Genomic DNA, 19,715 nt, shown 5'->3' on the forward strand with positions numbered 1-19,715 from the left:
CCGGTCGCCGCGCGCGATCGAACGCCCCTCTTCAGAGCCGGCGGCGACGGACGAGGACTCCCGCGGCGGCGACCGGCACCGCGCACCAACCGACGAGCGACGCCGCGAGCGCGCCCGCCGAGAGCCCCGTCCCGGCGAGGACGGCGGTGAACCCGCCGCCGGCGGTCGTGCCGAGTCCGCTCAGGACGAGCACGCGGAACGCGCTCACCGGGTTCGAGTAGACCAGCGCCGACAGCGCGGCGTCGGGCAGGTCGACGGCCGCGACGACCCCGAGCGCGAGCAGGTCGTGGACCAACACGAACCACACCCACACGAGCAGCGCCGCGCCGAGCGCGTGGGTCTTCTCGCGGGCGACGGTCGACAGCAGCAGCGCGACCGCGAGGAACGCGGCCCCGACGGCGACCGTCCCCCCGAGGAACCCGAGAAACGCGTCGAGCGCGCCGGCGCCGAACTCGCGGACGATCAGGGCGCCGCTGAATCCGAACCCGAGCACCGTCGCGCCCGCCAGCACCGCCAGACGCCCGAGGTAGGTCCCGGCGACGACCTCGCTCCGGCGGACCGGCAGCGAGAACACGACCGCGAGCCACCCCTCCGCCTCGCGGCCGACGATCGCGTCGTAGCCCAGCGCGAGCGCCGCCAGCGGGACGAGGTACGCCGCGAGGCTCGTCAGCGACGCGACGACGCGCTCGGCGCCCGCCGGTCCGACCGCGGAGCCGCTGAACGTGAGGATCACCCCGCCGAACACGACGAACAGCGCGGTCAGCGCGAGCGCCCAGCGGCTCCGGACCGCGAGCCGGTACTCCGTGACGGCGACGACGAAGACGTGTCTGAGCGCGCCGCGCACGCCCCCGGCGGCCGTCTCGGTCTCGGCCGCGGCGGCGGTCGCCGTCGATTCCGAACTGCCGGCGTCGACCTCCGTGCCGCCGTCGAGCGCGTCGACCGCGGCCGCCGCGTCCGGGTGGCCCCCGTCGGGTCGCGTCGCTTCCTCCGTCCCGTCGTCGGACTGCTCGCGCGAGTCGCTCATGGCGCCACCTCCTCGGCGTCCGTCGCCGAACTCGGGGGCGCGTCGTCCCCGACCGCCTCGCGGAACGCCGCCCGGAGGCCGTCGCGCTCGCGACCGGGCCGGGTCGCCGAGTCGCCGTCGCGGTCGGCGACAGCGGCGGCTTCGGCCTCCGCGGCGAGCTCGTCGACGGGCCCGGCCGCGCGCACCCGCCCGTCGTGGAGGACGGCGACGCGGTCGCAGAGCCGCTCGACCTCCCCCAGCACGTGCGAGCAGAACACCACCGTCGCGTCCGTCTCCGTCGTGATCTCCTCGACGATGGCGTGGAACTCGTCGACGCCGCGGGGGTCGAGCCCCGCCGTCGGCTCGTCGAGTATGAGCACGTCGGGGTCCGGGAGCAACACCGTCGCCAGCCCGAGCCGCCGCCCCATGCCGTTCGAGTAGCCCGAGACGCGGCGGTCGGCCTCGTCCGCGGTCAACCCGACGCGCTCGATCGCCTCGGCGGTCCGGCCGTCCTTCGGGAGGCCGCGGGTCGCCCGGTGAACGCCGAGGACCTCCCGGCCGCTGAGCCCGTCCGGGAACCCGATGTCCTCGGGGAGGTAGCCGACCCGCTCGCGGATCCGTCGGCCGTCTTCCGTCACGTCGATGCCGCCGACGCTGACCGTCCCCGCGTCCGGTCGGTCGTGGCCGACGAGCAGCCGGAACAGCGTCGACTTCCCGGCCCCGTTGGTGCCGACGATCCCGAAGGTCGATCCGCTCGGAATCGACAGCGAGAGCCCGTCGAGGGCGGTCACGTCCCCGTACGCCTTCCGCACGTCGGTCGCGTCGATTCTCATAGTGTGTCCTCCGTGTCCGCGGTTCGGTTCGCGGCGCGCGCGTCGCCGCCGGTCGACTCGCTGCCCGCGCGCCCGCCGCCGCTCCCCGCGTCGCGCGGCTCGTAGGCCCGCCAGTCGTGGTTCGGCTCGACGAGCGGGTGGTGGTCGACGACGCCGGGCGTCTCGATTACCGGGAACGAGCTCTCGGCCAGCCGCACCGCCTCGAACGCCGGGCTGTTCGCGAACGCCGCGGCCTGCGGGTTGTCGGCCACGAGGTTCTCGACGATCCCGATCGGTCGGTGCCGGATCTCGCTCACGCCGTCGCCGTCGCGGTCGGCGACCCGAGCGCCCGACCAGTAGTTGCCGCGCTCGGTGCCGTTCCACGCGACGAGCGAGTTGCGGGCCGTCCGGACCGCGCGCTCGTTGCGGACGAAGCTGTTGCCCGCGACGACCTCGTTCCCGCTCTCCGCGGCGCTGTGGACCCCGATCCCGTTGCGGTAGATCAGGTTGTCGACGAGTCGGTTCCCCTGTGCGTTGTAGAGGTAGAGCCCGTTGCGGTTCGCGACGAGGCGGTTGCCGGCGATCGTCGACTCCTCGATGTCCTTCGCCATGATGCCGTGCCCGCTGGAGCCGTCGTTGCGCAGGGCGGTGTTGTTCCGGACCGTCAGCCCCTCGCTCACCATCAGCGCGTAGCCGACGCCGTTGTCGGCCGCGACGTTGTCGACGAGGCGGTTGTCGTCCGAGTACATGTAGTGGACGCCGTAGCGCGTGTGGCGGATCGTGTTGTTCTCGGCGAGCACGTCCGTCGCCCACGAGAAGTAGATCCCGTCGCGGGTGTGCGTGATCTCGCTGTCGCGGATGACGGTCCCGGTCGTCTCGAACAGGTGGATCCCGTTGCCGCGGTCGGTGACCGGGTACACGTCCTTACGGCCGTCGATCCGCACGTCCTCGATGACGGCCCGGTCGGCGCTGTCGATCCAGATCCCGTACGCCGTGTCTGTGATCCGGACCGACTCGATCCGGGCGCGGTTCCCCGCGACGAAGACGCCGGCGTCCTCGGTGCCGAGGTCGCTGCCGGAGCCGCGGATCCACACGCCCGAGACGGTGACGTTCTCGCCGGAAACCGTGAGCACGCGCCCCTCGCCGCCGCCGTCGATCACGGCGCCGCCCTCGCTCGCGACGATCCGCAGGTCGTCGACGCTCGCGTTCACGCGCTCCTCGAACCGGCCGTCGAGGACGACCGTCTCGCCGGGGTCGGCGGCGTCGATCGCCGCCCCCGCCGACGCGAACGATTCGCCGCCGACCCTCGCGGTCCCGTCGCGGTCGGGCGCGGTCGCGCCGGTCGCGGCGAAGTCGGTAGTGACGTCGAGCCCGGGGGCGGCGGAGGCGTTCGGGGCGACCGCCCCGCTCGCGTCCGCGGCGCCGCCCGCACCCCCTGCGCCCGCACCGACCACCGGAAGCGCCACGCCGAGCGCGACCGCGACGACGGCGACGGCGCAGGCGGCGGCGAGGAAGCCGACTTCGAGGCGGTCATTCGACATGGTCGTCCCCTCCGAGCTCGCGGTCTCGGTCGGCGACCTCTCCGCCGGTGGCGCGCTCGCGGATTTTTCCGGGAAGCGCACGGGCCAGCGCCGGGAGCTCGCTCACGGTCGCCTCGATGTCCCGCGTCAGGTACGCGGTGGCGAGCAGCAGGACCGCGACGACGGTCATGTACCCGCCGGGGCCGAACCACGCGAAGCCGCTGATGTTGGCCACCTCGTAGGGGCCGAGCAGGGGCGGGGTGAACGGGTCGATCCCGCGGAGCGGCGCGTCCGGATCCAGCGAGTGGCCGGCCTGATAGAGACGGTACTGGATGAACGCGAACATCCCCACGAAGACGGTGATCGTCCCGACGAGCTGGGCGGTGAGCCCGGCCTTCAGCTTGCGGACCGTCGGCGCGAACGCGACGAACGCCCCCGTGAGCGCGAGCCCGACGAACACGACCGGTCCGAGCAGCCACTCGGGGACGTCGATCGCCGCCTCGCTGACGGCGTAGTTCGGGTCGACGAACACCGGGTCGGGGTAGTGGAACCCCGCGTACTTGTTCAGCCCCTGTACCTCGGCGAAGTCGCCGCCCAGACGCGGGTAGGCGTACAGCTCGATGAGCAGCTCCTGACCGGGGTACTGCGGCGCCGTGAGCGTGATCTTCCACACCGGGACCAGCAGCGCGCCGACGAGCAGCGCCGCCGCCGCCAGCGGGAGCGCGCGTCGGATCTCGGTCAACCGCGCGAGCGACGAGCTCATGGCGTTATTCCTCCGGTTTGACGATGAGCCGCGAACGCATCTCCAAGTGCAGCGCGCTGCAGAAGTGCGCGCAGTAGATCCAGTAGACGCCCGGCTCGTCGGCGGTGAACGTCGCCTTCCGCGTCTCCTGCGGCGCGACCCGCATGTGGACATCGTGGTTCGGGATCGCCACCGAGTGGAGCATGTCGCTCGTGGTCTCGACGTTCGTCACCTGCATCTCCACCTCGTCGCCCTCCCGGACGACCATCTCCTGGAACCCGTAGTGGTTCCGGGTGGAGTACATCTCGATCTCGACGCGGTCGTCGCCGACCCGCTCCATCGACGACTCGCCCTCGGCGGTGTGGCTGAGTTCGAGGTCCTCGGGGTCGTACACCTCCTTCGGGTTGATCTTCGACTTGTGACAGATCGACGCGTCGTGGGGCTCGGCCTGCGCCGGCGAGTCCTTCACCAGCTGCATCCCCTCCTCGTCGTCGCCGATGTAGATCAGCTGGTCGTTCTCCGGATGTTGCGGGCCGACCGGGAGGAACCGGTCCTTCGAGAGCTTGTTCAGCGAGACGAGCCAGTCGCCCGCGGGGTTCTCCGTGTACGACTCCGAGGCGATGAGGTGACCGGGGTTGTAGTGGACGTCGATCTTCTCGATCACCGGGCTCTCGGAGCGGTTCTCGGCCTCGACGGCCTCCTCGATGTCCCACTTGACGACCTGCGAGTCGATGAACAGGGTCGTGTACGCGTGGCCGCGGCCGTCGTAGGCGGTGTGGAGCGGGCCGAGCCCGAGCTTCGGCTGCCCGACGATGGCGTCGGCGGGGTCGTCGACCTCGTCGATCTTGTCGATGTCGATCACCGACGCGGTGGGGTCGAGCTTCCCGCTGACGATCACGTACTCGTTGTCCGGGGTGACGCTGACCCCGTGCGGGCTCTTCGGCGTCGGGATGTAGTGGACGATCGGGTCGTCGCCCTGGTTGAGCGGGCTGTCCTTCCGCCCGTCGACGACCGGGACCTCGTTGATGGTCTCGTAGTTCCCGGCCTCGACGGCCGCCTCGATCCGCGGGATGTCGAACGCCTTCACGTCGTCGCGGTCGGCGCGGGTCATCCCGGACTCCGTGGCCGCCTCCTCGGTGTTGTACGCGCTCGTGAAGAAGTACCGGCCCTCCTTGCTCCCGTCGCCGTTGTCCATGTTGCCGTCGATGAGGACCTCCCACTCGACGTTCATCGACTCGGGGTCGATGGCGGCGAGGACGGAGCCGTAGGAGTCGGGGTCTTCGAGGTCGCCGGTCCCGTCGTTGGGGATCGGCGTCCGGAACTCGCCGACGCCGAAGATGAGGTCGGTGTCGGGCAGCTGCGCGCAGGCGCCGTGGGTCCCCTGCTGGTTCGGGATGTTGACGATGGCGTCCGTCTCGAAGTACGTCAGGTCGATCCGGGCCATCCGGCCGTTCGCCTTGTCGTTGACGTACGCGAACCGGCCGTCGTAGTCGCCGTCGGTCTGACTGATCCGCGGGTGGTGGGTGTCGCCCCACGTGTAGCCGCCGGCGTCCTCGAGCATCTGTTCGCTCTCGTCGTCGAAGCCGTAGCCGCGCGAGGCGTCCCGGTTGAACACCGGGATGCGGATGAGCTCGCGCATCGACGGGAGCCCGTACACGCGAACGTCGCCCGCCTGCCCGCCGGAGAGGATCGCGTAGTACTCGTCGTGTTCGCCCGGCGGCACGGAGTTGTCGACGCCGCTCGCCGAGGCCGTCCCCTGGACGTCGTCCTCGCTCAGCAGGCTGGTACAGCCCGCCAGCCCGCTGAGTCCGCCCGCCGCTGCGCCGGCCTTCATGAAGTCGCGGCGACGGACCCCGGGGAGCATCGAGTCGAACCCGTCAGTCGAGTCCGTCGTCTGTTCGCCCGATTCTCCCGCGTCCGTGGGCCGCTGTGTGTCGTTCGACATGGGTGGATCCGCGAGCGGCGATTCCCTCGCGACAGGCGGACGTTGCGGGCTGCCGTATATAGCCCCTCAAGCGGCTTGCTGCGCGGCTGGAAGGGCGCGAACACGTTCGGCGATCGCCCCCCGCGTTCCGACGATGTGAGAACGCGGCCCGTTCGCTGCTCGAAACCCCGGTCAGAAAGAGTCCGGTTCCGCCGCGCCCGCGTCCCGGGCGCGGTTCGTCCGATTCCGCGTCGATGCTCCGCGCGGTTCGGCTCCGTCGCGGCGTCAGCGAACGACGACGGCCCCTTTCATGCCGACCGAGGAGTGGGGCGTACATTCGTAGTTGAACGTCCCCGTCTCCTCGAAGGTGTACTCGAAGGTGTGGCCCCCTTCGGAGACGGTCTCGCTCTCGAACGCGCCCGAATCGGCGGAGACGTTGTGGCCGCCGCCCTGTCCGGTCCACTCCCAGACGACGGTCGTGCCGGCGCTCACGGCCACCGCGGCCGGGCCGAACGAGAGGCCGTCGCCCGCACCGACGTCGACGGTGACCTCGTCCTGCCCGGTGGCGTCGACGGTCTGCTCGTAGTTGTTCGCGCCCTCCAGCCAGCCGCCGTAATCGGGCTCCTCACTGAGGTACTGCGTGTCGCCGCCGCTTCCGCCGCCGTCGGAGCCGTCCGAGCCGCCTCCGCCGTCACCGCCGTCGGAGCCGTCGCTTCCGCCGGAGCCGTCCGAACCGTCGCCGCCGTCACCGCCGCCGGAACACCCGGCGAGCAGGAGCGTCGCGCCCGCGGCGGTCGTCGCCTGTACGAACCGTCGTCGATCGAGTGTCGTGTCGTCCGTCATGTGGTCGGTCGTTGGTGGGTAGTAGTTGTAACGCCCCGTGCGCTGCCCAGTCGCGCGGGAATTCCGACGAACATGTTCGCCAACCGGTCCCGAACCCGGTCCGTCCGCCGTTCCGTCGCGCTCAATCTACCGTTCCCCCCGCGGCGCCAGCACGATCAGCGCGGTGGCGTCCTCGCGCGCGGTCGGCTCCACGCTCCGCTCGCCGTCGAACCGGAGCAGCTCCCCGGCCTCGACGCGATGGTTCTCGCCGTCGAGCGCGACGTCGAACGCACCCTCCAGCGCGTGGAACAGGACCGTCCTGTCCGGGTGGTCGTGTTCCGCGACGCCCTCGCCGGCCGCCAGCGAGAGCCGGACGGTCTTCGGCTCCGCGCCCGGGAACACGGACGCGTGCGGCTCGTCGTCGAGGTCGCCGAGCCGGACCGCCTCCGGTTCGCCACCGGACTCAGCCTTCGGCAGTTCGGCGACGAACCGCTCCGGCCCCTCGCGCTCGACCGCGTACGCCTCGTCGTCGAACGCGGGGACCTCGGCCGACAGCTCGTAGTAGAGCGGCTTCGGGTCGTGGTCGTTGACTATCGTGAGCGACTCGCCGGGGTCCAGGTCGGCGAACGCGTCGTGGATCCGGTCGTGTCGCTCGTTCGGCGGTATCTCTCTGACGTCGAGTTCGGACATCGCCTCACCCTCGACGCTACACCCCCATGTCGGGCGGCGCGAACACGTTCGGGACCGGGGGGCGACGCGGGCCGCTCGGCGACCCCGACACCTCAGCCGTCGCCGAGCAGTCCCTCGATCCGATCGCCGATCCGGTCCATCGTCGCGTCCGAGAGGCCGTGGCCGTCGCCCGTGTCGATCCGACACTCGACCGCCGCGTCCGCGCGCGCGAAGACGCGAGCGGTCGCCCGGACGCGCCCGGGCGGAACGTACGGGTCGTCCTCGGTACCGTCGAGCGCGACCAGCGTCTCGGCGAGCGGGCCGTCCTCCTCGCTCTCCGTTCCGTCGACTGCGCCGACCTCGACCCCCGCGAGGTCCTCGCCCGGCAGCGCCGCCGAGACGACGAACGCACCTCCGAATCGACCGGGTCGGCGTCGCAGGAACTCGGCGACGACCGCGCCGCCCTGCGAGACCCCCACGAGGACGACGCGCTCGGGCGGGACCCCGGCGTCGCGCGCGACGTCGACCGCGCTGGCGACGCAGTCGACGGCCGAGGTCAGCGCCGGCTCGTTCGCCGACAGCGGCGCCTCGTGGGGCGCCGGGAACCACGTCGATCGGACCGCGCCGGGCGCGAGGAGGGTCGCGCCGGACCGGTAGAACTCGTCGGCGAGGCGGACGAGCCCCTCCGCAGTCCCGCCGCGGCCGTGGACCAGCACGACCGCGACCTCGGCGGCGGCGACCGGCGCGCCGCCGGTGACGAGCGTCGCCTCCGCGTGCGGTCCGTCGACGCCGGGGATCCGACGGCTCATTCCTCCGTCCCCCTCGTCTCGTCGCGTCCGCAGGCCGCTCCCGGCCCGTCGAACGCGGGCAGCTGCGACTCGATCAGCTCGCGGTCGCCCTCGAACCGCGGCGGGAGGGAGAGCTTCGTGGCGTGCCCGGTCGTCTCCGGGTCGGCGAGCCCCGGGCCGGGCGGTCCGTCGGGGGTCGGCGCCTCGGTCGCGAGTTCGACGAGGAGCCCGCCGGGGCCGCGGACGTACAGCGAGTGGAAGAAGTGGCGGTCCTTCACGCGCGAGACGTCGTACCCGCGGTCGCGGAACAGCTCGTGCCACTCCAGCAGCGTCTCGCGGTCCGCGACGCGAACCGCGGCGTGGTGGAGGGTTCCCGGCCCCTCTCGGAGGTACGCGGCGTCGCGGTCGAGCAGGTCGACGGCAGTCGCGCGGTCGCCAGGGGCCCGGTACCGCACCCGGTCGCCGGACTCGGCCTCGTACTCGAAGCCGAGCGTCTCCAGCACGCTCGCGGTCCCGTACGGGTCCGCGGGGAGCGCGGTCACCCCGCGGAGCCCGCGGATCGCGTGCGCGGCGGGCACCGGACCGTCGGTCCACGGGTCCGACTCGTCGTTCTCCGGCGTCGCGACCAGTTCGACCCGCGTCCCGGAGGGGTCGGCGAGCGTCAGCCCGCGGTCGCCGAAGCGCGCGTCGGAATCGATCGGGCCCGCCTCGACGCCGCGGTCGGCGAGGCGGTCGCGCCAGTAGCCGAGCGAGTCCGGCGGCACCGCGAACGCGACCGCCTCGTACCCCGGTTTCCCGGTTCTACCGGGGTCCCCGTTCGGGTCGGGGAAGACGGTGAACACGGAGCCCGGCGAGCCGGTCGCGTCGCCGAAGTAGAGGTGGTACTGGAGGCGGTCCTCGTAGTTCACCGTCCGGCGGAGCAGGCGGAGCCCGAGCGTCTCGCCGTAGAAGGCGGCGTGGGCGCCCGCGTCGCCGACGATCCCCGTGACGTGGTGGAGTCCGGGGGTGTCAGAGAGCATGGCTCAGATCGGCGCCGCGCGGGAAAGTCGGTGTCGGTCGGGGCGATCGCCGGCGGCCCGCGCCGGCGGGACGGCGCGCACCGACTCACGCGACCCACAGCAGCCGCACGTTGCTCGCGGTGAGGTACGTCCCGGTCGCCGTGAGCAGCACCGGCGGGAAGTAGTACAGCAGGCCGTCGCCCTCGCGCGCGCCCTCGACGCTGATCCAGAGCATGACGAGGTACACCGCGATCTTCAGCGCCACGAGCCCGGAGAGGCCGAACGACTCCAGCGCGAGCCGCACGACCGGGTTCGCCTCGTCGATCGTCGGGACGTACCGGAGGAAGGCGATCGTGGAGACGACGTCGCCGACGCCGTACGTCGCGGTCGCCGCGATCCACAGCCAGTAGAACTCGTTGGGGCGGCGGCGGTAGGCGGGGCGTCGACGGGACCGGTCGCGGGATCTGACCACGGTCCGAGGTGTCGGCCGCCCGACCTGAATCTGCCGGTCCGCGGGGACGCCGAAACTGGTATCGCTTCCGAAGGCTCCGCCGACTTCCAGCCGACTTAAGAGGAGCCGCGCCGTCTCGCCGGGCGTGACGGAGCCGTCGACCCGCGAGGAGAAGCTGGAACTCGGCGTCGAGCTGCTGGCGCACCTCGAACGCGAGGAGCTCGACCTCGCCGCCGCGGTCGACCGGATCGAGACGATCACGACGAGCCCGGCGCTCACCCGCGAGGTCCTCGACGCGGCCGAGAAGCGCGGCGTCATCGACCGCGAGGGCGCCCGACTGCGGGTCCGCCGCAACGGGACCCACGTCGAGTACGACAGTCAGGTCGTCGCCCGCGAGGGCGAGTTCGAGTGTCGGCGGTGCGGCGCGTCGATCTCGACGGGGCACTTCATCCGGTTGGACGCGGGCGAGCTCGGCCCGTTCGGCTCCTCGTGTGTCCGGAAGGTGACGGGGCGGGAGTCCGAATCGGAGTCGGAGTGAGGGCGGCCTCGACCCCTCGCTGGGTCGGGCGCCGACCCCCAGGGCCGCCGACCCCGCTGCCCGCCGACCGCGCCGCCCGTCGACCGAACTCGCCGGAGTATTTACGTCGGCGCCCGAAGCGACGGTAATGACCGCGCCGAACCGGAACGTCCTGTGGGCGAACGCGCTCGTCGACGAGCTCGTCGCCGCGGGCGTCGACGCCGTCGTCGCCTCGCCGGGCAGCCGCTCGACGCCGCTGACCGTCGCCGCCGCGGGCCACGACGAGCTCCGCGTGTTCTCGCAGCTCGACGAGCGCTCCGCCGCGTACTTCGCGCTCGGCCGGGCCCGCAGGACCGGCCGCGTGACGCCGCTGATCTGCACCTCGGGCACCGCCGCCGCCAACTACCACCCGGCCGTGATGGAGGCGAGCGAGGCCCGCGTCCCGCTGCTCGCGCTCACCGCCGACCGGCCGCCCGAACTCCGCGACTCGGGCGCGAACCAGACCGCCGACCAGGAGAAGCTGTACGGCGACGCCGTGCGCTTTTATAAGGACCTCCCGGAGCCGGCCGCGAACGACCGGGCGCTCCGCTCGCTTCGCACCACCGTCGCCCGCGCCGTCGCGACTGCCGAGGGCGCCGACCAGGGACCGGTCCACCTCAACGTCCCGCTTAAAAAGCCGCTGGAGCCGACCCCGGTTCCGGGCGACGTGCCCGACGACCTGCCGGACGCCGCTGAGCGCGGGCGCGACGGTCCGTACGTCGACGTGACGCACGGCGCGCCCGAGCCCGGCGACGACGAGCTGCGCGCGCTCGCGACCGAACTGGGCGACGCGGACCGCGGGCTGATCGTCGCCGGCCCGGCCGACCCGCCGGGGATCGACCCGGAATCGGTCACGGCGCTCGCGCACGCGACCGGATTCCCGGTGCTGGCCGACCCGCTCTCCGGGCTCCGGTACGGCGGGCACACCCGCGTCGCCCCCGTTATCGGGAGCTACGACGCGTACCTCTCGGCCGACCTCGCCGGCGGTGAGGGGGCGAGCGGCGGGGAGGACGCGGACGACGCCGACCTCCCGGACGAGGCGAGCGAAGGGTGGGCCGACCCGGACCTCGTCCTCCGGCTGGGCGCCTCGCCCACCTCGAAGCGGCTCCGCAAGTACCTCGCCGAGACGGGGGCCGACCAGTATCAGGTCGACCCCGCGGGGCGCTGGCGCGAGGCCGAGTTCGCCGCGACGGACCTCGTCGTCGCCGAACCGAGCCGGCTCTGCGCCCGCCTCTCGCGGCTCGTCGGGGGCGGGAGCGGCGAGCCGGACTGGCGCGCGCAGTGGGAGGAGACGGACCGCGTCGCCGAGGCGGTTCACACGAGAGAAAGCGACGCCGTCCGCGACGGCGACGGAAGCGAACACGGCTTCCACGAGGGCGACGCGCTCCGCGCGGTCGCGGGCGCGCTCCCCGATCCGGCGACGCTGTTCGTCTCGAACTCGATGCCCGTCCGCGACCTCGACCGGTTCGTCGGGCCGACGACCGCGAACGTCACCGCGCTCGGCAACCGCGGCGTCTCGGGCATCGACGGGATCGTCTCCACTGCGCTCGGCGCGGGCAGCGGGACGACCGACGACCTCACGCTCGTGGTCGGCGACATTGCGCTGTACCACGACTCGAACGGCCTGCTCGCGGTCGACCGCTGCGACGTCGACGTCACGGTCGTCGCGGTCAACAACGACGGCGGCGGCATCTTCCACAAGCTCCCGATCGAGTCGTTCGAGCCGCCGTTCACCGAGTCGTTCAAGACGCCGCACGGGATGGAGTTCGAGCCGCTCGCCGACCTTCACGGGCTCGGCTACGAGCGGATCGACGCGCGCCCCGACGCGCTCGCCGACCGCGGCGAGAGCCCGGCCGAGCGCGCACAGGCGGCCGCGGACGACGTCGCCGCCGCCGTCTCGCGGGCGCACGAGGAGGACGGGTCGCACCTGATCGAAGTCGACACGGACGCCGAGTCAAGCCACCGCACGCGCGAGCGGCTGGCGGCCGCGGTCGAGCGCGCGGTCCACGGCGAGGAGACGGACTCGGCGTAGTCACGCGAGCGTCCGACTCGCCGGGATCAGGGGACGATCGGGCTCGGTCCCTCGCCGCGGCGCGCGCCGAGCGAGACCCCGGCGTACGCGACCACCGCGAACTGGATCCCGACGCCGAGGCTCGCGCCGAGCGCGAAGACGGCGGTGACGACGGGGCCGCGGTCCGGACTGAGGTACCAGAGGACGACGGCCGAACCGAGCAGGAACGAGCCGGTCGCGCTCGCGCCCGTCGCCAGCGCGGTCGACGTGGCGGAGACGTCGGCGTCCCCCAGGCCCGCGAGGAGCGCGGCGCCGAACAGCAGGCCGTAGACCAGCATGAACGCCGTAAACTGGGCGCTCACGAGGTACGTCGAGAGCGCCTCGGCCGACGGGAGCGAGACGGGGGATTCGAGGAGGATCGGCGAGAGCCGCCTGATTCCGCTGACCGCGAGCGCGACGACCGCGGCGACGATCGGGGGGAGGGCTGCCGTGCGCATACCCGTGAGCCCACGCGGGTATTACTTATAAAACTCGGTCGTGAGAGGGCGCCGAACGGCCCTGATTCCGGCTCACTCCACGGCGACGACCGCCGCTGCGCGCACGTCGCGGTCCGTCGCCGTCGCCTCGCCGACGATTCGATAGGTCCCCGCGGGCGGGTCCCGCCACGTCCCCTCGTAGCCGACAGTCTCGCCGGGGCCGATCGTCTCGCTGCCGAGCGCCTGCGTGAACATCCGACCCGCGCCGTAGCGCCAGACCGGATCGGGCCGGTCGCTGTCGGCGTCGGCGGCGTCCCCGTCCGCCGGGTACGCGGTGAACTCCGCGCGCTGGCCGGTCCGAAAGTCGAGCGTCACCGGATCCGGGCCCGCGTTTTCGATCCGTAACGATAGCGTCACTCCGTCGTCCGTCTCCGCCGCCGCGAGCGCCGCGTCGAGCATGGTCGCGTCTGCGGCGCCCGGGGGTAAAATATCTCGCCGGTCCGCCCCGCGGATCCGCTCGGAAGGCCGCAAGCGAGACGGCCGACGACGCCTATAAGCGTCGGCTCCACCTACCCGGTCGCGTGCAGGTCGTCGGCTACGAGACGGACGTCGCGAGCGGCTCGCCGGAGGCGGACGGCGACTCGGAACGGGCTCCGAATGCCGAGGCGGACGGACCGATCGGGGGCGGGCTCTACGTCGCGAGCGGCGGGACCGTCGACTTCGTGGACGCGGGTCCGGGCGCCGAGCTGGCCTTCGGGCTCGGCGAGCGGCGCTGCGCGGGGACGGTCCACGAGGGCGACCACGTGGCCTGCGACGCCCCCGACGCGCCCTACTGCGACGACCACTCTCACGTCTGGGTGTGCGCCCGGTGCACCGGGACGTGCCTGAAAGACGAGATGGACTGCCACGAGACGCACGCGATGTACCTCGCCGCGTTCGCGCCCGACGTGCTGAAGGTGGGGGTCACGAGGGAATGGCGCCTCGGAACCCGCCTCCGCGAGCAGGGCGCCGACCGCGCGGCGCACATCCGAACGTTCCCGAACGGCCGGATCGCCCGCGAGGTGGAGGCCGAGCTGGCCGCCGGCGAGGACCTCGTCGACCGCGTCCGCGTCCCCACGAAGCTCGACGGGTTCGGCCGGTCGGTCGACGAGGCCGCGTGGGAGGCGCTGCTCGACCGGTTCGAGCCGATCGAGCGGTTCGCGTTCGACTACGGGCTCGACCTCGACGAGCGACCCGTCGCGGAGACGATGGCCGCGGGGACCGTCCGCGGCTGGAAGGGCCGGGTGATCGTTCTCGACCGCGGCGGCTCGACGTACGCGGTCGACGCGCGCGACCTCGTCGGCTACGAGCTGACCGACGCGGTGCCGGAGCGGGAGCTACAGTCGAGCCTCGGGGCGTTCGGCGGGTGACCGGGGGCGTCCTCTCGCTGCTGTTCGGCGACCCGTTCGCCGTCATGAACACGGTCGGGCTCGTCGCGTTCGCGCTGGTCGGCGCGAGCAAGGCGGTCCGCGAGGAGTTCGACCTCTTCGGCGTCGCGGTCGTCGGGCTGGCGATGGCGTTCGCCGGCGGCGTCACCCGCGACCTCCTCGTCGCCCGCGTCCCGCTCGCGCTGCGCTCGCCGGTCGAGATCCTCCTCGGACTCGTCGGCGTCGGGCTCGCGGTCGGACTGAGCGCGTGGCTCGCCAGCCCCGACGAACACCCGGTGACGCTCGTCGCCGACGCCGTCGGCCTCGCGGCGTTCGCTACCACCGGGGCCATCGTCGCGACGGACGCCGGGGTGTCAGTCTTCGGCGTCGTCGCCGTCGCGACGATCAACGCCGTCGGCGGCGGCGCGCTCGCCGACATCCTCCTCGACCGGGCCCCGTTCATTCTCTTCGAGGACTTCTACGCGAGCTGCGCCGTGTTGGGCGGCGTCACCTACTGGCTGGTCGGTGCGCTCGGCGGGCCCTCGGGAGTCGCGGCCGCGGCGTGCGCGGCGGTGACCGTCGCCCTCCGGCTCGTCGCCGTCGCGCGCGGGTGGCGGCTCCCCACCGCGAAGCGGTTCGGCGACCGCTTCGGCGACTGATCGCCTCAGCGACCGAATCCCTCGACCGCGACGACTCGTCGGACGCCGAGGTACGCCGCCGCGGCGATAGCGGCGTACGCGACCACGAGGACGCCCGTCGTCGCGTCCGCGCTGTCGATGGCGAGCCGGGCGACCGCGTTCGCGGGGCCGCCGGCCATCGCCGTCGCGCCGCCGAACAGCACGAGGACCGCGACCGAGTAGAGCAGCTGGGCCGCCTGTCGGTCGGGCGCGACCGCCGCGATGCCGACCGCGACCGCGACGACGAGCGTCGTCAGCGCGGTCATCAGCGCCAAGATCGGGCCGACGTTCGCGACCGAGGTGCCGTTCGCCTCGAGGAGGAGCAGCCACAGCAGGGCCTGGCCCGGAGCGATCCCGATCGCCGCGGCGGCCTTCCCGTCGACGATCTCCGCGAGCGTGACGGGCGCGACGCGGAGCAGCTCCATGGTCCCCCGATCGAGCTCCTCGGTGATCGAGTCGACGATCAGCGACCCCGAGATGAACACCGGGAGGAAGACGAGCAGGGGGATCAACACGGTGTACGTGAACGTGAAGTACGGGCTGGTGTCGCTCCGGTCGGGCAGCGGCAGGGGGGACTCCTCCAAGTACGAGGCGCGGGCGTCGCGCTCGTTCAGCTCGTAGGTCCGCAGCAGCTCGCGCAGCTGCACCACGATCACCGTCGTCTCCACGGTGGAGTCCGGGGCGGTGACGGCGGCCGACACCCGCCCCGACTCCGTGCGGGTCGCGACCACCACCGCGTCGGCCGCGTTCCGGTCGAAGGCCCTCCGCGCGGCGCCCGCGTCCTCGTACGGCGTGACGGTGGCGCCGGGCACCTCGCTCGCGGCGCGCTCCAAGTCGTCGACGGCGTCGCCCGCGGCCGCGACCTCGATCTCGGCGCCGTCGAGCGCGCCCGGGTCGTACATCGAGACGAGCCCGACGACGAGGAACGACGAGAAGGTCGCGATGAACAGCTGGATCCCGATCGCCAGCAGGATCGTCTTCTCGGCGCGCAGCCCGGCGAGCTCGCGCCCGGCGATCGTCAGGCGGCTATCCAAGGCTCACCACCCCGACGTTGTACGCGGCGTGCCCCAGCGTCGCCAGCGTCAGCGCCAGCGCGTAGGCGGTCCGCCCCCGGCTCGCGCCGACGCTCGCGACGCTCGTCGCGGCGACGTGGAGGACGAGCGGCGCGAAGAACAGCGCCGCCAGCGCGAGCGGCGGCAGCCCGGAGAGCCCGGCCACGTCGGCGAAGGCGGCGCGGCCCAGGAAGAGCTCGGTGAGACCGACCGCTTGGACGACCGCCGTGACCTTCTCCGCGAGGAAGAACCCGGTTCCCGAGGCGAATCCGACCGCGAGAGCGACGCGGAGCGCTCCGTCGCCTCCCCCTCTGCTCTCTCCTCCTCCGTCGCCGAACCCGTCGGTCCGCTCGAAGACGCCGCGCTCGAAGCCGGCGTAGAGCCCGACGCTCTTCGCGACCTCCTCGACGAACGCGATCGTCACGAGCAGCACCGGGATCGACACGGTGACCGGCAGCGCGAACAGCACCGCGACGGCCAGAAGCTCCGCGACGAACACGAAGGGGATCGTGCAGGCGGTGAGGAGCGCGACCGAGCCGAGCGCGCGGAGTCGGTCGCGATTGAGGAGCCCGCCGCCAGCCGGTATCGGGGAGAGCCGGACGGCGAGCGCGTCGAGGAACTTCCGCGTCACGGGCTTTTGCGAGAACATGTCCTCCTCGCGGTAGACGCCGAGGCCGAGGCCGAAGAGGAGGGCGGCGCCGACCGCCATCGGCGCGGTCGAGAAGAGCACCTCGCCCGCCGAGACGGCCTCGCCCTGGAGGTCGAAGACGACGAGCGTCAGCGGCGAGACGAGCGCGACGGGCGTCACGTTCGTGAAGATGGCCGGCACGAACGCGTACGTGGTCAGGAGGACGCTCACGCCCACCGTCACGAAGGTGAGTTCCTTGAACGAGCGCGCGAACATCGCGCCGACGAAGGTGGCCCCGAGGAACGTCGCCGCGACCGGCGCCACCGCGACCACCGAGAGCGCGCCGCCGCCGACGAGGAGCGCGATGAGGCTCGTGACGACCGCGGCGGCCGCCGCGTACGGCAGCGTCTTGCCGGCGACTATCTCCGCCGGCGACAGCGGCGTGACGAGCAGCGGCTCCCCCCGGCGGTTCGTCCGCTCGTCGAGGATCGAGGAGCCGTACGCCTGGATCAGGAAGTTCATCGGCACGAGGAAGACGAACGCCAAGAGCAGCGAGGTGAACGGGAACGGCGGCGTGATCGAGCCGGGCGAGCCGACGGTGTCCGCGCCGAAGGCCGCGCCGCCGATGGAGGGCACCGCGAAACCGCCGCCGTCCTCCGAACCCGCGCCGCCCTCGACTGATCCCGCGTCGCCCGTGCCGTCGCCGCCGTCGCCGCCGCTCGTGCCGTCGCCGCCGTCGCCGTCCGTCGCCCCACCCCCGCCGTCGCTCCCGCCGGTCCCTCCGTCGGAGTCGCCGGTCGACCCGCCCTCGGTCCCGCCGTCGCCGCCGCCGAGCGTCGCGCCGTCGTCGACGCCGGCCGATCGGCCGACGTACCGGAGCGTGACGACGACCGGGAACGCGGCCGTCCGGTTCGGCTCGGCGCGCATCAGCCGCTCGTTGTGCGACGCGACGGCCTCGCGGACCGACGCGGCCGCCGCCTCGCCCTTCCGCGTGTCGCTCGCGCGCACGACGACCTCCTCGACGTCGGCGGCGTCGATCGATCCGCCGTCGCCGGAGCCGGGTTCCACCACGGTCACCACGACCGCGTCGGCGGTGTCGCCGAGCGAGGCCGTCCCGCCCGGGATCGGGCGCAGCGACGGCGCGTCCTCGATCGCGTCCGCGTACGGCGACTCGGCGTCGACGCCGACCCGGTACACGTCCCGGTCGACGTCGAGCCCGGCGACGCCGGTCGCGACGCCGACGCCGACGACGCCGCCGGCGACGAGGAGGAGGGCGACGCCGGCCGCGAGCGTCCGGCGGTCGACGCCCCCGGACGCGCGGGCGGACTCCCACCTCGCGACCCGGAGGACGCGGCGGACGCCGACCGCGAGCCGTCGGCCGACGCGGCGAAGCCTGTCGATCACTCGGTCGCCTCCGTGGTCGCCGGCTCCGTCGTCTCGGTTTCCGGTTCGTCGCCGTCGCCGTCGCCGTCGGCGCCGCTCGCGGCTTCGGTTCCGTCACCGCCGAGGTCGCCGGTGTACCGTCCGGGCATCGGCCGTCCGACGATGTCGAGGAACACGTCTTCGAGGCTCGGCTCGCGGCTCCGGATGTCGACGACCTCACCGCCGGCGTCGCCGACGGCATCGCGGACGGCCGCGACCGCGTCCATGCTCGGGACCGCCGTCCGGTACCGGTCGCCGACCTCCTCTGTCGTCGCGTCGAGCTCGGTGAGCGCGGGCGTCGCGGCCGGCTCGACGTCGGTGAACACGCGGTACGTCGTCTCGCCGTGTCGCTCGCGGATCCCGTCGACGCTCCCGCGGGCGACGATCCGCCCCTCGTTCATCACCACGACGCGGTCGCAGACGGACTCGACGTGGTAGAGGTTGTGCGCCGAGAAGACGACTGTCTTGCCCGTCTCGCGGAGCTCGCGGGTGAACGCCAGCACGGAGTTCGTCGTCACGGGGTCGAGCCCGGAGGCCGGCTCGTCGTACACCAGCACGTCCGGGTCGTTGACGAGCGAGCGCGCGATGGCGACCTTGCGTTTCATCCCCTTCGAGACGTCGCCGAGGCGCCGCTCGCGGTGGTCGAGTTCGAGGCGGTCGAGCGCGGCCTCGATCCGTTCGTCGGCGACCTCACGGGGCACGTCGTAGAGGTCGGCGAAGAAGCGGAGGTACGACAGCGCGGTCATCTCCTCGTACAGCGGCGACTCCTCCGGCAGGAACCCGAGGTGGCGTCGCATCTCGGGGTCCGAGGCGTCGAATCCGGCCACGGTCACCTCGCCCGCCGTCGGCTCGACGAGGCCGGCGAGTATCTTGAGCGTCGTCGTCTTCCCGGCCCCGTTCGGACCGACGATCCCGAACACCTCGCCGTCGTCGACGGAAAAGTCGCTGTCGACCACGGCCGCGAAGTCGCCGTAGGTCTTCCGGAGCCCCGAGGCCTCGATCATGCGCACGGCTCCGCAGTCGGTCGGGTTAAACCCACTCCCGCGGTTATCGGCGGCGAGAACGCGGCGTGCGAAACGGGACCGGGGCGCGGAGCGAGCGCGCCGCGAACCGGCGCGTCAGTCCGTGTACGGCTTCTCGATGTTCGCGTCGCCGCTGATGTACGCGTTCATCCGACGAGTGATCCCGTCGAACAGCGTGATGAGCGGCGAGAGGACGCGCTCGACGAGCCGCACCGGCGACGCGACCCGCAGCGACCACGTCTCGGCGTTTCCGAGCCCGAAGGCCTTGGGGACTATCTCGCCGAAGACGAGGACGAGGAAGCTCGTACACAGCGTCGTCACCACGATTGCCGCCCCCGACGGGAGGTAGCTCGCGATCAGGACGGTCACGATGCTCGAAATGGCGATGTTGACGACGTTGTTCCCGACGAGCAGCGTCACGAGGAGCCGGTGGGGGTCGTCGTGTAGCTCCTTCAGCACGTCCCCCCGCGGGTCGTCAGTGCCGGCCTGCCGCTCGAACCATTCGGCCGGCAGCGAGAAGATGGCGGTCTCGGAGCTGGAGAAGAACGCGCTGAATCCCAGCAACACGATCACCGCTGCGGCCCCGATCACGCCGAGTGCGGCTCCGACCATGCCTCGTATCGAGAAAGGAGGCCAAAGAGGGTGTCGACGGGGGCCGCCTCGTGCGACTGAAACGACGCGGCCGCGTGGCTCTCCGGTCGCGTGACTGGCGATGCCACGACCGTTCCGGCGAGAA

The 19,715-nt window shown here is 72.7% G+C and carries 20 protein-coding genes; 4 read left to right on the forward strand and 16 right to left on the reverse strand.

Translation table 11 applies throughout. The features are described 5' to 3' along the window. Positions 1-31 precede the first annotated feature (31 nt). The 10 genes from CPZ01_RS03555 to CPZ01_RS03600 all read right to left on the reverse strand — a co-directional run bounded on the left by CPZ01_RS03555 (position 32) and on the right by CPZ01_RS03600 (position 9,750). A complete protein-coding gene (locus tag CPZ01_RS03555) occupies positions 32-1,024 on the reverse strand; it encodes an ABC transporter permease (protein WP_096393464.1) in 993 nt (330 codons plus the stop codon). Then, on the reverse strand, positions 1,021-1,836 hold the full coding sequence (locus tag CPZ01_RS03560) for an ABC transporter ATP-binding protein (protein WP_096393465.1): 816 nt from the start codon (positions 1,834-1,836) through the stop codon (positions 1,021-1,023). The genes CPZ01_RS03555 and CPZ01_RS03560 overlap by 4 nt, the downstream gene beginning before the upstream one ends. After that, the gene (nosD, locus tag CPZ01_RS03565; RefSeq protein WP_096393466.1) at positions 1,833-3,356 is read right to left on the reverse strand and encodes a nitrous oxide reductase family maturation protein NosD; all 1,524 of its coding nucleotides are present in this window, start codon (positions 3,354-3,356) and stop codon (positions 1,833-1,835) included. The genes CPZ01_RS03560 and nosD overlap by 4 nt, the downstream gene beginning before the upstream one ends. Beyond that, the gene (locus tag CPZ01_RS03570; RefSeq protein ID WP_096393467.1) at positions 3,346-4,098 is read right to left on the reverse strand and encodes a hypothetical protein; all 753 of its coding nucleotides are present in this window, start codon (positions 4,096-4,098) and stop codon (positions 3,346-3,348) included. Before CPZ01_RS03570 ends, nosD begins: the two co-directional genes overlap by 11 nt. Before the next feature lie 4 nt (positions 4,099-4,102). Beyond that, on the reverse strand, positions 4,103-6,022 hold the full coding sequence (gene nosZ / locus CPZ01_RS03575; protein ID WP_096393468.1) for a TAT-dependent nitrous-oxide reductase: 1,920 nt from the start codon (positions 6,020-6,022) through the stop codon (positions 4,103-4,105). Positions 6,023-6,286: 264 nt separating this feature from the next. Then, complete coding sequence (locus CPZ01_RS03580) at positions 6,287-6,844, reverse strand: halocyanin domain-containing protein (RefSeq protein WP_096393469.1); 558 nt, start codon at positions 6,842-6,844, stop codon at positions 6,287-6,289. A 126-nt stretch (positions 6,845-6,970) separates the two neighbouring features. Beyond that, positions 6,971-7,513, reverse strand: a complete 543-nt coding sequence (locus tag CPZ01_RS03585; RefSeq protein WP_096393470.1) for a DUF2249 domain-containing protein — start codon at positions 7,511-7,513, stop codon at positions 6,971-6,973. Positions 7,514-7,605: 92 nt separating this feature from the next. After that, a complete protein-coding gene (locus CPZ01_RS03590) occupies positions 7,606-8,301 on the reverse strand; it encodes an alpha/beta hydrolase (RefSeq protein WP_096393471.1) in 696 nt (231 codons plus the stop codon). Continuing rightward, on the reverse strand, positions 8,298-9,299 hold the full coding sequence (locus tag CPZ01_RS03595; RefSeq protein ID WP_096393472.1) for a VOC family protein: 1,002 nt from the start codon (positions 9,297-9,299) through the stop codon (positions 8,298-8,300). Before CPZ01_RS03595 ends, CPZ01_RS03590 begins: the two co-directional genes overlap by 4 nt. Positions 9,300-9,384: 85 nt before the next feature. Beyond that, complete coding sequence (locus CPZ01_RS03600) at positions 9,385-9,750, reverse strand: hypothetical protein (protein WP_096393473.1); 366 nt, start codon at positions 9,748-9,750, stop codon at positions 9,385-9,387. 124 nt (positions 9,751-9,874) lie between these two features. Between CPZ01_RS03600 and CPZ01_RS03605 the strand changes: the two genes are divergently transcribed. Next, positions 9,875-10,267 carry a DUF5830 family protein gene (locus tag CPZ01_RS03605; protein WP_096393474.1) on the forward strand — a complete coding sequence of 131 codons (393 nt, stop codon included), beginning with the start codon at positions 9,875-9,877 and terminating at the stop codon, positions 10,265-10,267. Positions 10,268-10,394: 127 nt separating this feature from the next. Beyond that, positions 10,395-12,317, forward strand: coding sequence for a 2-succinyl-5-enolpyruvyl-6-hydroxy-3-cyclohexene-1-carboxylic-acid synthase (gene menD / locus CPZ01_RS03610; RefSeq protein ID WP_096393475.1), 1,923 nt, complete (start codon positions 10,395-10,397; stop codon positions 12,315-12,317). 26 nt (positions 12,318-12,343) lie between these two features. On the opposite strand, the gene CPZ01_RS03615 is transcribed toward menD, so the two are convergent. Further along, positions 12,344-12,793: a hypothetical protein gene (locus CPZ01_RS03615; protein ID WP_096393476.1), complete on the reverse strand. Its 450-nt coding sequence runs from the start codon at positions 12,791-12,793 to the stop codon at positions 12,344-12,346. Between the two features lie 72 nt (positions 12,794-12,865). Next, on the reverse strand, positions 12,866-13,231 hold the full coding sequence (locus tag CPZ01_RS03620) for a BsuPI-related putative proteinase inhibitor (protein WP_096393477.1): 366 nt from the start codon (positions 13,229-13,231) through the stop codon (positions 12,866-12,868). Between the two features lie 122 nt (positions 13,232-13,353). Between CPZ01_RS03620 and CPZ01_RS03625 the strand changes: the two genes are divergently transcribed. Continuing rightward, positions 13,354-14,181, forward strand: a complete 828-nt coding sequence (locus CPZ01_RS03625) for a DUF2797 domain-containing protein (RefSeq protein WP_096393478.1) — start codon at positions 13,354-13,356, stop codon at positions 14,179-14,181. Then, positions 14,178-14,837, forward strand: coding sequence for a trimeric intracellular cation channel family protein (locus tag CPZ01_RS03630; RefSeq protein ID WP_096393479.1), 660 nt, complete (start codon positions 14,178-14,180; stop codon positions 14,835-14,837). The genes CPZ01_RS03625 and CPZ01_RS03630 overlap by 4 nt, the downstream gene beginning before the upstream one ends. 5 nt (positions 14,838-14,842) lie before the next feature. Here CPZ01_RS03630 and CPZ01_RS03635 read toward each other — a convergent pair whose 3' ends face one another. From CPZ01_RS03635 to CPZ01_RS03650, 4 genes are all read right to left on the reverse strand, one after another. Beyond that, entirely contained in the window at positions 14,843-15,889 is a 1,047-nt protein-coding gene (locus tag CPZ01_RS03635) for an ABC transporter permease (RefSeq protein ID WP_096393480.1), read from the reverse strand. Next, positions 15,882-17,939: an ABC transporter permease family protein gene (locus tag CPZ01_RS03640; RefSeq protein WP_096393481.1), complete on the reverse strand. Its 2,058-nt coding sequence runs from the start codon at positions 17,937-17,939 to the stop codon at positions 15,882-15,884. Before CPZ01_RS03640 ends, CPZ01_RS03635 begins: the two co-directional genes overlap by 8 nt. Then, positions 17,936-18,961: an ABC transporter ATP-binding protein gene (locus CPZ01_RS03645; protein WP_096393482.1), complete on the reverse strand. Its 1,026-nt coding sequence runs from the start codon at positions 18,959-18,961 to the stop codon at positions 17,936-17,938. The genes CPZ01_RS03640 and CPZ01_RS03645 overlap by 4 nt, the downstream gene beginning before the upstream one ends. 114 nt (positions 18,962-19,075) lie before the next feature. After that, positions 19,076-19,591 carry a CNNM domain-containing protein gene (locus tag CPZ01_RS03650; protein WP_096393483.1) on the reverse strand — a complete coding sequence of 172 codons (516 nt, stop codon included), beginning with the start codon at positions 19,589-19,591 and terminating at the stop codon, positions 19,076-19,078. Positions 19,592-19,715: the final 124 nt, after the last annotated feature.

It is taken from the genome of Halorubrum trapanicum (assembly GCF_002355655.1).
Taxonomy (GTDB): Archaea; Halobacteriota; Halobacteria; order Halobacteriales; family Haloferacaceae; genus Halorubrum; species Halorubrum trapanicum_A.

Excerpts from the sequence above, each read along its gene's own strand:
- CPZ01_RS03585 (WP_096393470.1), bottom strand. The coding sequence starts at position 7,513 with ATGTCCGAACTCGACGTCAGAGAGATACCGCCGAACGAGCGACACGAC.
- CPZ01_RS03645 (WP_096393482.1), bottom strand. The coding sequence starts at position 18,961 with ATGATCGAGGCCTCGGGGCTCCGGAAGACCTACGGCGACTTCGCGGCC.
- CPZ01_RS03650 (WP_096393483.1), bottom strand. The coding sequence starts at position 19,591 with ATGGTCGGAGCCGCACTCGGCGTGATCGGGGCCGCAGCGGTGATCGTG.
- CPZ01_RS03560 (WP_096393465.1), bottom strand. The coding sequence starts at position 1,836 with ATGAGAATCGACGCGACCGACGTGCGGAAGGCGTACGGGGACGTGACC.
- CPZ01_RS03570 (WP_096393467.1), bottom strand. The coding sequence starts at position 4,098 with ATGAGCTCGTCGCTCGCGCGGTTGACCGAGATCCGACGCGCGCTCCCG.
- CPZ01_RS03580 (WP_096393469.1), bottom strand. The coding sequence starts at position 6,844 with ATGACGGACGACACGACACTCGATCGACGACGGTTCGTACAGGCGACG.
- CPZ01_RS03595 (WP_096393472.1), bottom strand. The coding sequence starts at position 9,299 with ATGCTCTCTGACACCCCCGGACTCCACCACGTCACGGGGATCGTCGGC.
- menD (WP_096393475.1), top strand. The coding sequence starts at position 10,395 with ATGACCGCGCCGAACCGGAACGTCCTGTGGGCGAACGCGCTCGTCGAC.
- CPZ01_RS03620 (WP_096393477.1), bottom strand. The coding sequence starts at position 13,231 with ATGCTCGACGCGGCGCTCGCGGCGGCGGAGACGGACGACGGAGTGACG.
- nosD (WP_096393466.1), bottom strand. The coding sequence starts at position 3,356 with ATGTCGAATGACCGCCTCGAAGTCGGCTTCCTCGCCGCCGCCTGCGCC.
- CPZ01_RS03590 (WP_096393471.1), bottom strand. The coding sequence starts at position 8,301 with ATGAGCCGTCGGATCCCCGGCGTCGACGGACCGCACGCGGAGGCGACG.
- nosZ (WP_096393468.1), bottom strand. The coding sequence starts at position 6,022 with ATGTCGAACGACACACAGCGGCCCACGGACGCGGGAGAATCGGGCGAA.
- CPZ01_RS03615 (WP_096393476.1), bottom strand. The coding sequence starts at position 12,793 with ATGCGCACGGCAGCCCTCCCCCCGATCGTCGCCGCGGTCGTCGCGCTC.
- CPZ01_RS03555 (WP_096393464.1), bottom strand. The coding sequence starts at position 1,024 with ATGAGCGACTCGCGCGAGCAGTCCGACGACGGGACGGAGGAAGCGACG.